Origin of the sequence: Pedobacter aquatilis (assembly GCF_032678405.1) — a bacterium.
Lineage (GTDB): Bacteria > Bacteroidota > Bacteroidia > Sphingobacteriales > Sphingobacteriaceae > Pedobacter > Pedobacter aquatilis_A.
Genome location: NZ_JAVTSJ010000002.1, coordinates 1 through 12187 on the forward strand (window position 1 = coordinate 1; position 12187 = coordinate 12187).

A 12187-nucleotide genomic window follows, 5' to 3' on the forward strand; every position below is an offset into this window, starting at 1 on the left:
AGCAAATATAACCCTGGATCTGGAAAACAGATTAAAGTAATATCAACCCGAACATAATGGACAAACCCCAGCAAAGTGAGAATTTTGAAAGAAGGTAGGAAGATAAAGCTATTACATAATATCAGCCCCTGATTTGAGGATTATTTAAACGGGCTGATGTTTAATGAAATCAAAGCACAGGCTTTACACAGTTTATTATACTGAAATTTACGAGAATCATTTCTGTTTTGATTTCATCGCATAAAATTAGGTTAATTGGCGATTGGTATTGGTTTGATCTTCTCAGACAGGATTCGATGTCTTAAGAAAGCAATCGGAAAGGCTTGCCAGCAGGCAAAGAAACCTAGCTAGCCGCTGTAAAGCAAAAAAGCCTCAACTTTTGCAAGTTAAGGCTTTTGTTGCGGAATGGACGGGACTCGAACCCGCGACCTCCTGCGTGACAGGCAGGCATTCTAACCAGCTGAACTACCACTCCGTTTTGTTTGCTTTTTAAAAGTTTAAACCTCTTTCCCCTTTCGAGGTTGCAAATATAGAGACAAAATCGTTATTCGCAAACTTTTTTTTAAAATAATTATAAGTCGTTAACTCACAGCACCTTCTTGCATCTTCTCTGCATTCTCGGCAAACTGAAGTGCATCGATAATCTCCTGAATCTCTCCATCCATGATGGTTGGAAGGTTATACATCGTCAATCCGATGCGGTGTTCGGTTACCCTACCCTGCGGATAATTGTATGTCCTGATCTTCGCCGAACGATCTCCGGTTGATACCATAGTTTTACGTTTTGCAGCTATATCGCCGTTCTTTTTCTGCAATTCAATATCGTAAAGCTTACTGCGCAGCATTTCCATCGCAATAATACGGTTACCCAGTTGCGAGCGCTCCTGCTGGCAAACCACAACAATTCCCGAAGGCTTATGGGTTAACTGCACTTTAGTTTCAACCTTGTTCACGTTCTGACCACCGGCACCGCCTGAACGCGAGGTCTGCAGTTCAATATCGGCAGGATTAATATACAAATCAATTTCTTCAGCTTCTGGCAAAACGGCTACCGAAGCGGCTGATGTATGCACACGTCCTTGTGTTTCTGTGTCAGGCACACGCTGTACACGATGTACACCACTCTCATATTTCAGCTGACCATAAACATCATCGCCGCTAACCTTTAAAATAACCTCTTTGTAACCGCCTGCAGTACCCTCGGTAACATCAACAGTTTCTACACGCCAGCCTTTGGTTTCAAAATAACGGGTATACATCCGGTATAAATCACCTGCAAACAATGCAGCTTCATCCCCACCGGTGCCACCACGAATTTCGAACAATGCATTTTTCGCATCCTCAGGATCTTTAGGAATCAGCATTAAACGAATACTACTCTCCATTTCTTCCTGCTGTTTCAAAAGCAAATCGAGCTCTTCTTTCGCCATATCACGCATTTCAGGATCTTTCTCAACGGTTAAAATCTCCCTGTTCGCCTCGATATTGCTCATCACATTTTTGTAGATTTTATACTCATCTACAATTTTGCCCAAATCTTTATATTCTTTATTTAAAGCCGCAAAACGTTTCATATCCTGAATTACATCAGGGTTACTTAACTGCTCCTCTACATCTTCCCAACGCAGCTTTATCGCTTCTAATTTATCTAACATATGTTTACTAAAATTGAATTCCCAGGTTTTTGTTTCAACAAAAATTTAAGGAAATGCAAAAATAAGGAAAAAAGCTGAATTTGTTTTAGCTAACAAGCGGAAGTAGAAACACAACCTACTTTAATGATTTGGAAATGGAGGCTTCGTATAAAATGGCTGCCGAAAGTCCCGCTATCGCTGCAAGTCCTCGCCCGAAGAAATATCGGGCTCCGGGCTTTTCGCTTTATCGGGTTTATAAAGTAAAGGCAGATTTTCTGATTAACCTTTAAAATATTCGAGCTTCAAATCTGTTCCATCAAATACAGCATACGAATTGTATTTTAACCACTCACCTGTATTTACATAACGGCTACCACTACCTAAATCCAAATCCAACGGCAAATGGCGGTGGCCATAAATAAAATAATCGAAATGCTCCTTTTGTAAAATTTCACGGGAGTAAACTGCGAGCCACTCATACTTTTCGCCAAAGAAGGCTTCGTCTGCGCCTGCCCTTTTTTTGCTGTTTCCACTCCATGCATTGGCAATACCCATACCAAAGTTGGGGTGCAAACGGGCAAAAAGCCATTGACAAAGCGGACTTCTGAAAATTTTACGGAGCAGCTTATATTTTCTGTCGCCAGGCCCAAGCCCATCGCCATGGTGCAGGTAAAACTTTTTACCGTTTCTTTCCATAATCAGCTCATCGCTGATGATTTCCATACCTATTTCTTCGGTAAAGTAATTTCTAACCCACATATCGTGGTTTCCTTTAAAGAAATAGATTTTAATTCTCGAATCGGCCATAGCAGCCAGCTTTCCTTGTAACCTGATAAAGCCTTTGGGAATAACCTTTTCGTACTCAAACCAAAAATCAAACACATCGCCCATGAGGAATAATTCAGCGCAATCTGGTGTTATGAAATTAAGCCAGTTCACAATACGTTCTTCCCGGGCACGGCTTTCCTTATAATTTGGTATACCTAAATGAAAATCAGAAGCGAAATAAATATTTTTACTCATGGGTAAGCCAAAGGTAATTCAAAAAAGCCAAAAGGCGGAAATGCATTTTATTATATTAATTTTCACAAAAACAAAAGGGCAACTTCCGAGAAATTGCCCTTTTGTTTTAAACTGTAATTATATTACTATGGATTTAATCCATTGTTATAATCAGACTCCCTGTTAGGAATTACAATCTTCCAGTTATTAACTTCATTTGGTTCAATTGTAACAGCTAAAAGATTTACAAAGTTACCTCCGTTTGCAAAGCTTTTCCGCTGAATTTTATCTCCCCATCTTTTCAAATCAAAGAAATCGAAACCTTCGCCCCATAACTCAATTGCCCTGTAAGTTTTAATCTCATCCAAAAGCGCAGTTCCGTTTGCAGTACTGTTGTAGTTTGGATCTCTTAAACTCGTTCTGGTTAAAGTATTTAACAATCCCTGAATCTCAGAAGCAGGTTTATTCTGATAATATTTTGCTTCGGCCTCAATTAAAAGCATTTCCGAACTTCTGAAATGGTTCAGATTTCCAACACCAGGCATATCAGTTGCAGAAAACTTAAACTGCATATACGGATAAGACCTTGCCGCAGCGGCCATTGATGGATACTGCGCACGTGCTGATGCGGTTAAAGCTGCACTTCCTTCTCCTGTAGTTGCGTTATACGCATTATTCTTCGGATCTAAAAACAAGGCTTTTCTGATATCTGAAGCAGGAATTTTATTGTACAAATCTTTGCTCATGTACCTTGGGGTTGATGTAACCGTAGAAGCAGTAGAATTATAGGCAATATAAGCCTGGAACGAATAAAAATAAAGTGTTTCATCAGTAGCACCATAAGAACCCCAAATCCACTCGCTGTTTGACGTATTAAAGCCCGTTTTATATTGTGCCACCGTCATCAAAGGAAAATTCTGTCTTGCTTTATTCGCATAGTTTTCAGCAGTAGCATAATCCTGTTTATTTAATGCCGCCCTTGCATAAGTCGCATAAGCTACATTAATATCCGTTAGGTAAAACTGATTTGCCGCACGGGTTTTGCCTGATGAAGTGAACAAACCAATTGCAGTGTTTAAATCGCTATAAATTAAAGCATAAGTTTGCGCCAATGTTGATAATGGAATATCACCGGTTGACTCGTCTATCCTTAATACAACGGCTTTTGTTGCTCCATTATTTGAGCTAGACCATCTGTCGCCATATATCTGAGCCAGCATGGTATAAGCATATGCCCTAAAAGTTAATGCTTGTGCTTTAATATATTGTCTTTCACTTTCTGAACCAGAAGCAGCATCAATCCTGTTAATGATGGTATTTGCATTTCCAATAATAGCATAGTAATGGTACCATGGATAATAGGTATATGTACTTGTAGGGTTAGCGTAGAATTCCATATTTATTACGCTTGACCATCCAGGTAAATTCACACCGAAGTGATTACCGGCATAGTTACCATAAAACATTTTTATAGTGCCTTCTCCGTTAAAACCCTGGCTACCAATTTTCTGCTGGGTCATAAGTTTTGCCAAACCATTTACCGCAAGCGCTGCACTTGCTGTAGTTTCAAACACCACATTTGGCGCTGTGGCATTTGTTGGAGCAGTGTCCAGATAATCTTTTTTACACGATGCAAGTATCGAAATGATGATAAGTGCACTTATATATTTATTTAAATTTTTCATACTATCGTTTTTTAAATACTACAAGCCAATGTTAATTCCTAAAGAGAATGTACGTGCAGGCACAAATTCGTTCTCGCTATAACCGCCATAAGTTTGTTGCGGACTTAAGCCTTTCATTCTTGTAAACGTAGCAAGGTTATCAACTAAGAAATTGATTGATATTTTGCTTACATCAAGTTTTTTGGTGAAAGATTTTGGAACGCTGTAACCTAAAGCTACGTTTTTAATTACGAAATAAGAGTTATCGTATAAGAAGCGGTTACTGATACTGTTGTTATTGTACTGGCTGTTTGTGTAGTTAATCTGAGGTGTTGCTCCTGGATTAATACGATCAGGAGATGTTAATGTCATTCCAGCCGGGATACCATTCCATGAATTCAATACATCTTTATGAGCCGAACTTGGCGTAGACGTTACACTCATTAAGCCGATATAAGAATAATCAAATCCTTTTCCACCAATTGAGTAGTTAAACAAAGTTGATAGCGTGAAATCTTTATATTTGAAACTTGTATTAAATGCACCAAATACATCAGGAATACCTGTACCACTCCAGTCACGTTTTGCATAAACAGCATTACGTGTGTAGTTAACACCATTTATGTTTACAAGAAACGGGTAATGCGCTCCTGTTGTGTTTGATGGGTTGTAGGCAGCATCATCAGCATAATATAAAGCCTGTCCGGTCATCATATCAACACCTGCATACTGGTATAAGAAATAATCATAAACAGAATGTCCTTCCATATATTTAAATGGATTGCTTATGATACCATTAGCTCTGTTTTCATCTGGAAGAGAAACGATTTTATTGCGCAGTATGGTTGCATTTACACCGAAGTTCCAGGTGAAGTTAGTGTTTTTGATGATGTCTACATCTGCAGCAAACTCAAATCCATTGTTTCTAACTTTACCGATGTTTTTTGTAATGGTTGATACACCGCTAGATGTACTTGTTGCACCAGCAGAAAGCGGTAAGTTTACGTTAAAGATTAATCCGTCAGAACCTTTATCAAAATATTCTGCAGATACGTTTAACCTTTTAAAGAAACGACCTTCCAAGGCAACTGATGTTGCACGCTGACCTTCCCACTGTAATTCTCTGGCTTCGTTCTGAGATTTGTATAAAGCTGCCTGGTTCGCATTCTGACCAATTGTGTATAATGGCAAGTATCCGTATAAACCTACACTGGCAATGTTACCCACTTTACCGTATGAACCTCTAAGTTTTAAATCATTAACATAAGTAGATGATGAAAGGAAATCTTCTTTCGAGATTAACCACGTTCCACCCACTGACCAGAAATTACCCCATCTGTTTTCAGGATGTAATCTTGATGTTCCATCTCTTCTGAATGAACCTTCAAGGAAGTATTTCTCTTTGTAGTTATAACGTAATCTGCTTAAAAGACTTTCTGTTCTGTCGTTGTGTTCATAATCGGTAAGGTTGGTAATCTGGTTAAAGTTTACCAAATCAACTTGTCCGGCAAAGGTTTCAGTTGTTTTGTAACCATACAAATAGTTATAACGATACAGGTAGCTCTCATGTCCTACCAAGAAATCGAAATTATGCTCGCCAATGCTTTTTTTGTAAGTTAACTGTTGTTGTAAAGTTAACTCATTTCTTCTGTAAATCGTTCTCGAACCCCTTCCCATGTTACCAGCACCATCACCGATTGTAGCATTGTTGTAAGTTCTTTGCTCTGAATTTCTTAATGAGTTCGTAGCAATTGTAGAGAATTTGAAATCTTTCAGAAAGTTGATATCAACATAACCCTGGGTGATTAAAGAGTTTTGATAAGTCCTGTCCAGGTTTAACTCATTTTCCCAGATTACATGACGATTTAAATACTGCAGCCTTGAATCTACACCATTATCATACAATTTATTACCTGATGCATCCAGAACATACTCACCCGTAGTTAAGTTATGTAAGTGAACCGGATAGATCGGCGCCACGTTTCTTGCGTAATTCCATGGTGTGGTAAATCCACTTCCACTTCCTGTTGTATTGTTCGAAACCTGGTAGTTACCATTTAAGCTTAAACCAGCTTTAATCCACGATCTTGGGCTGATACTACCGCTCACACGTCCGGTAAAACGTTCGAAATCCGAAGTTTTAATGTAACCTTGCTCATCTAAATAACCCAAAGAGTAAAATAAGTTAGATTTTTCGCTTCCTGCCTGTCCGCTTAAGTTATAATCCTTACGTTGTCCGTTTCTCGTCATTGGTGCAAACCAATCCAAATCTTCGGCGTAAGTACCTTTAATCTGAGCATTTGGCAATAAATCGCCATTAGCATCAAATAACTGGTTGTCTGGCAGGTTAAAAATATTGCTTTTTAAAATGGTTGATATTAAGTTGGCATTTACCTGTGCATTAGCCTGCGCTACTGTTAAATTCGGGTTAGCCGTTAATAATTGATTTCGGTATCCTTTAAATGCAACCCCCATGTACTCTTGAGGAGTTACTTTATCATATTCAGGAATACCTCTTGTATATAAACCATGGTTTACATTAAGGTTTAGACTTGATGTACCGTTTTTACCTTTTTTTGTCGTAATTAAGATTGCTCCGTTTGAACCTTTACTTCCGTATAAACTTGATGAAGTTGCATCTTTCAGAACAGAGATCGATTCAATATCATTTGGGTTGATATCATTAATACTTCCAGTATACACAACGTTATCAAGAATGATCAATGGAGATGCTGTTCCGTTAATTGTACCAAATCCACGGATTCGGATACTTGGTGAAGAACCAGGCTCGCCGTACGAGTTGTTAATCTGTAAACCGGGAGCAGAACCCTCTAATGCAACAAGCGCATTTGCAACAGGTCTTTTTTCAATATCCGCAGAAGTGATCGATGATACAGAACCTGTAATTGCTTCCTTTTTTAAAGAACCATATCCTACTACAACAACCTCATCAAGGTTACGTACCGCATCCTGAAGTTTAACAGTGTAGTTTAGGGCATCGCCAATTACTACGCTTTTATCTTGAAACCCTAATGATTTAAATACGACAGTTGCCCCTTTATTAACAGTCAGGCTGAAATTACCGTATAAATCGGTCTGACTTGAAACAGTTGTTCCTTGTACTAAAATACTAACACTTGGAATTCCGGTGTTATCACTGTCAAGAACTTTTCCGATAATTTTTTTGCTCTGCGCATAGCCATCGAAAGCTATTAAAGAACAAATAAATACAATAAAAATAAGTAACTTTTTTTTCATGCTTATTGGTTTAGGTTAAAAATTAGTTGAAAAATTGGCATAGTCATCCCTGTTAAACGAAATTGACCAAACTAAAAGTTGATTAAGAAAGGCACAAAACAGAATTGTTTTATACCGTTGGGTTTTTATCACATTATAGTTTTAAATAATGCATTAAAATCATCCGGGGAGTGAAATCATTACAAAATTTCGGTAAATAAGTTAGTTGGTTTGAATAGTTGTTGCAAAAATAGATTTTTTTGCGTCGATACAAAATAAAAATGAAGTTTTAATGAAGTTTTAATCCCGTTTTAATTTATGATACTAAATAGGTTCTTAGCCACTTAAATTAAAAGACTTACCAAATTGCCAATAATCTATTAATTCCATAGACCAATTATAATTTGATTTATAACATAAAAAACCTCATATTTTTGCTTTCACAACATTTAGAGCAAACAAAATACTGTAAACAAAGACTTTACCTAATTATCTGGAATATTTCTAAATAAGCACATTCGTAATAGTTTATTTTGTAACTTTGCATCAAATTTTTTCTGAATGATTTCTACTGATATAGCCGTAATAGGCGCTGGTCCGGTTGGTTTATTTGCCATTTTTGAAGCCGGTTTATTAAAAATGCGTTGTCATTTAATCGACTACCTTCCGCAGGTTGGTGGTCAGCTGTCTGAAATTTATCCTAAAAAGCCGATATACGATATCCCGGGTTATCCATCTGTTTTAGCTCAGGAACTTATCGATAATTTAATGGAGCAGGCAAAACCTTTCCATCCAACTTTTACTTTGGGTGAGCGTATTGAAGGTTTAGAAAAACGTGGTGAAGCTGATTTCGTTTTAACAACAAACATGGGTACCATTATCGAAGCAAAAGTTGTGGTAATTGCCGGTGGATTAGGTTGTTTTGAACCACGTAAACCTGCTGTCGAAAATTTAGAGCATTTCGAGAATGGTAAAGGTGTTAACTACATGATCCTTGATCCGGAGAAATACCGTGACCAGAAAATGGTAATTGCTGGTGGTGGTGACTCTGCCTTAGACTGGACAATCTACTTATCAGAAGTATGCTCTGAATTAACCTTGGTACACAGAAGTGAGAGCTTCCGTGGTGCACCTGATTCTGTAGCAAAAGTGATGGCTTTAGCCGAAAGTGGTAAAATCAACCTGATTTTAAATAGTAACCTTCAAGCCGTACATGGTACCGATAAATTGGAAAAGGTTGAAATTGTACAGAACCGCACAATGGAAAAAACCGTTGTTGAAGCTGACCATTTAATTCCGCTTTTTGGTTTAAGCCCTAAATTGGGTCCGATTGAAGACTGGAACTTAAACATCAGCAAAAGTGCAATCGAAGTTAATGTTGATGATTATTCGACAAACATTCCTGGTATTTATGCTATCGGCGATATTAACACTTACACAAACAAGTTAAAGTTAATCCTTTGTGGTTTCCATGAAGCTGCTTTAATGAGCCACAGTGCTTATTCGTATATGAACCCAGGTGTTAAATACACTATGAAATATACAACCGTTAACGGAGTTTCAGAATTTTAAGCAGTTTATTTTATATTTGCATCCGATATTAAACGAGCAAATGGAAAACAACATTACAATATACATGCAGGAGCCGGATGGCTCTGTTACGCCTCACGAAGCACCAACCGATATGGGCTTGAGTTTGATGGAGTTTTTAAAAGCATCTGAGTACGACATTTTAGCCACTTGTGGCGGAATGGCATTATGCGCAACATGTTGTGTAGATGTACTTGAAGGCGAAGAGAAGCTTAACGAAATGACAGATGATGAATATGCAATGTTAGATACACTGCCTGATTTATTACCGAATTCGCGTTTAGCTTGCCAGTTGCAACTTAATAATAACATGGATGGCTTAAAAGTAAAACTCCATGGCGTGAGTTAAGATAAAATAACGTAAACAATAAAGGCGATGCAAATGCATCGCCTTTATTGTTTACGGATTATTCTAAATCCCTTAATTTACTGCTACTCTAGTCCTTTCAACGTTCCATCCATATACTTCTACAGCTGTTTTTTGATTTCCATTGTATTCAACAATTACCGTTTTACTTTCACCCGGTAAAATACTGATGTAATTATCATCGTAAAAGGCAGGAAGAATCCGCTTGCCTGAAACCGCATCGACTAATGCAATACGATTAAAAAATGCTACAGGATTATTTTTATCATTACTCATCGTTACCTGAACCTTTCCCTTTCCACTAGCTACCGCTTCAATTTTTGGCGAAATAGCCTTCATCTTTTGCAAGCCTTTGTATTCACCGTCTTTTGAGGGTAACCAATATAAATTCTCACTAAGTATCTTCTGATGTTCATTTAAAATACGTAATGAAACAAACACACCTTCTTTTTTATCCAGTTTATTAATAAAACTTCCCAGCGGGAAAAATTTCCGTACAGATGAAGCACCGATTGAGTTGAAAACCTGCGAGTAGAAATATTCTTTCCCATCCATATCATAAACTTTAGCCTGCACCATTAAATTATCCAGGTTTTTAAAACCATTATTCACAACGGTAACCATACTGTCAATTGGGTTCATCATTACATGCAGTGCTTCGCTACCTTTCCGCAAACCATATAAACAGGCATTTGGGTCGAGGTAATAATCGTACATCTGTCCACGTAAAGCCGTCCATGGGTTTTGTGTTTTCCAGATAATCGAACCTGTATACCAATCCCACATGTGGGCAGAAAAACCTTCCATTAAAGCCCTGTACTGCTCGTAGTTAACCAGCTGTGCTTTCATGGCAAAATCTTTAGCATCTTTTGCTTTTCCATAAGGATCTATATGTTCATCGTAACCTATGTATTTGTGATAATCCCATACCGAATCGGTCTTCTCTTTAAACTGCGGAGCAATCATATTTTCTTTGGGAATAAACCTCTCGATCGACTCATAATCACCAACACCTACTGATCCCACTTCCGAATTATAAGGAAATGTTCTGTTAGCCCAGAAGCTTACTGGATTTTGAATACCGTATGGTCCATCGCCATTTCCACCTAAAGCATTAAAAGACATCTCATCACTATTCGAAAAATCGAAAAGTATACGTGTGCCATCCAAACGGGGAAGAATATCATTTTTTAGAGGTTGTAAGATATCCTCAGGTGGTGTAATTTCATTACCGCCACACCAAAAAGCCAATGAAGCATGGTTTCTGATCATTTTCACCTGATCTTCGATAGCTGTTAAAACGAGATTATGGTTATCCGGATATTTCCTTCTTGTCCATTGGTCTTCCTTTTTCATCGGGTCAACCCAACGACCATTACAATCGCCGCTGAACCAAAAATCCTGAAATACAAGCAATCCGTATTTATCGCAGGCATTGTAAAACTCCGGGCGCTCCAGAATCGCTCCTCCCCAAATCCGGATTAAATTCAGGTTCATATCTTTATGGTAGCGCACCTCGGCATCGTAACGGGCATCGCTAAAACGAAGCATCGCATCAGAAATAATCCAGTTTCCACCTTTGATGAATATTTTCTGCCCGTTTACATAAGCTCCCATACTTTTAGTATGCTCATTCCAGATATTATCAATCTGACGGACACCAACTTGTAAATTTTCCTGATCGAGAACTTTTGAATTACTAATAAATTTAATCTGAGCATCGTATAGGTACTGCTCTCCGTAGCCGTTTGGCCACCATAACCTCGGGTTTTGAAGCAGTAGATCTGGAAAATTAATTTCCTTAAGTTGATTCGCTTTAACAGTAACCTGTTTTTGAATGGTTTGACCACCAATCTGGTATTGTAAGGTACCTGCAACTGGTTTATTTGTCGGGTTCTCTACTTCTACCGAAACCTTAATTGTTGCCGGCTTTTGTTTTCCTTCGGCCATGCGCTTGCCCGGAACCAATGTAACCACATGAGGATTTTGCAAGTTTATACTTTGTGTTTTCTCTATAATTACTTTATCCCAGATACCGGTATTTCTGTCACGAATCGGTTGAATCCAGTCCCAACCTGCGGTATATTGGGTAGTTAAACCTTTAGCTATGGTACCATCGCCGCCCTGGCCACCATTCGGATTACCCACAACATCGGGTGGATGAACGATAACGGCAAGCCTGTTTTTCCCATCTGCTGAGAGTAGTTTTGTAATATTGAACTGTGAACGCAGGTGCATTCCTTCTATAACATTCGGATTTACCTTTTTTCCATTCAGGTAAATATCTGCTTTATAGTTTATTCCCCTAAATTGTAGCCATACCTGCTCGTTGGCGGTTGCCTTTTCATTAAAATCTTTTACAAACCAATAGGTATAATAGTCGTTTCCGGTTTTGTAAACATCGGCTATTTTTTCATTGTTCATGCCGTAAAAAGGATCCGGCACTTTTTTGTTGTTTAATAAAGTAGTTAAAACGGTACCCGGAACTGTGGCGTTCATCCAGCTATTTACAGAAAAACCAGGATCAGAAATCTGATTGCCGTTTGCACTTACTTCTTTAATATTGGCGCTGCGCCAACCCGAATTTAATTCATAACGTTGCTGTGCAGCAGCTAAAAAACAAAGAAATACTAATAAGATGGTAAAGGTTTTTCTCATTTCGGGTTTAGTTAAGGGAAAGGCAAAGAAACGCT

7 protein-coding genes and 1 tRNA gene are annotated in these 12187 nt (G+C 38.2%); 2 read left to right on the forward strand and 6 right to left on the reverse strand.

Annotation, left to right across the window (positions count from 1 at the left end):
* Positions 1–401: 401 nt before the first annotated feature.
* From R2R71_RS05380 to R2R71_RS05400, 5 genes are all read right to left on the reverse strand, one after another.
* A tRNA-Asp gene (locus R2R71_RS05380) sits at positions 402–475 on the reverse strand.
* Positions 476–581: 106 nt separating this feature from the next.
* Positions 582–1655, reverse strand: coding sequence for a peptide chain release factor 1 (prfA, locus tag R2R71_RS05385; protein ID WP_316830231.1), 1074 nt, complete (start codon positions 1653–1655; stop codon positions 582–584).
* A gap of 258 nt (positions 1656–1913) precedes the next feature.
* The gene (locus tag R2R71_RS05390) at positions 1914–2657 is read right to left on the reverse strand and encodes a UDP-2,3-diacylglucosamine diphosphatase (protein ID WP_316830232.1); all 744 of its coding nucleotides are present in this window, start codon (positions 2655–2657) and stop codon (positions 1914–1916) included.
* A 125-nt stretch (positions 2658–2782) separates the two neighbouring features.
* Entirely contained in the window at positions 2783–4321 is a 1539-nt protein-coding gene (locus R2R71_RS05395) for a RagB/SusD family nutrient uptake outer membrane protein (protein WP_316830233.1), read from the reverse strand.
* Positions 4322–4339: 18 nt separating this feature from the next.
* Positions 4340–7558 (reverse strand): SusC/RagA family TonB-linked outer membrane protein, encoded by a 3219-nt coding sequence (locus R2R71_RS05400; protein ID WP_316830234.1) that lies wholly within the window; start codon positions 7556–7558, stop codon positions 4340–4342.
* A 540-nt stretch (positions 7559–8098) separates the two neighbouring features.
* Between R2R71_RS05400 and R2R71_RS05405 the strand changes: the two genes are divergently transcribed.
* Both R2R71_RS05405 and R2R71_RS05410 read left to right on the forward strand, forming a co-directional pair.
* On the forward strand, positions 8099–9109 hold the full coding sequence (locus R2R71_RS05405; protein WP_316830235.1) for an NAD(P)/FAD-dependent oxidoreductase: 1011 nt from the start codon (positions 8099–8101) through the stop codon (positions 9107–9109).
* A gap of 40 nt (positions 9110–9149) precedes the next feature.
* Positions 9150–9476 carry a 2Fe-2S iron-sulfur cluster-binding protein gene (locus R2R71_RS05410; RefSeq protein ID WP_029204033.1) on the forward strand — a complete coding sequence of 109 codons (327 nt, stop codon included), beginning with the start codon at positions 9150–9152 and terminating at the stop codon, positions 9474–9476.
* Positions 9477–9548: 72 nt separating this feature from the next.
* Here the strand turns inward: R2R71_RS05410 and R2R71_RS05415 are convergent, their stop codons facing one another.
* Complete coding sequence (locus R2R71_RS05415; RefSeq protein ID WP_316830236.1) at positions 9549–12152, reverse strand: glycoside hydrolase family 2 protein; 2604 nt, start codon at positions 12150–12152, stop codon at positions 9549–9551.
* Between the last annotated feature and the right edge of the window lie 35 nt (positions 12153–12187).

What these genes read in the sequence shown, in the direction of transcription:
- prfA (WP_316830231.1), bottom strand. Translation starts at nt 1,655, where the DNA reads ATGTTAGATAAATTAGAAGCGATAAAGCTGCGTTGGGAAGATGTAGAG.
- R2R71_RS05390 (WP_316830232.1), bottom strand. Translation starts at nt 2,657, where the DNA reads ATGAGTAAAAATATTTATTTCGCTTCTGATTTTCATTTAGGTATACCA.
- R2R71_RS05395 (WP_316830233.1), bottom strand. Translation starts at nt 4,321, where the DNA reads ATGAAAAATTTAAATAAATATATAAGTGCACTTATCATCATTTCGATA.
- R2R71_RS05400 (WP_316830234.1), bottom strand. Translation starts at nt 7,558, where the DNA reads ATGAAAAAAAAGTTACTTATTTTTATTGTATTTATTTGTTCTTTAATA.
- R2R71_RS05405 (WP_316830235.1), top strand. Translation starts at nt 8,099, where the DNA reads ATGATTTCTACTGATATAGCCGTAATAGGCGCTGGTCCGGTTGGTTTA.
- R2R71_RS05410 (WP_029204033.1), top strand. Translation starts at nt 9,150, where the DNA reads ATGGAAAACAACATTACAATATACATGCAGGAGCCGGATGGCTCTGTT.
- R2R71_RS05415 (WP_316830236.1), bottom strand. Translation starts at nt 12,152, where the DNA reads ATGAGAAAAACCTTTACCATCTTATTAGTATTTCTTTGTTTTTTAGCT.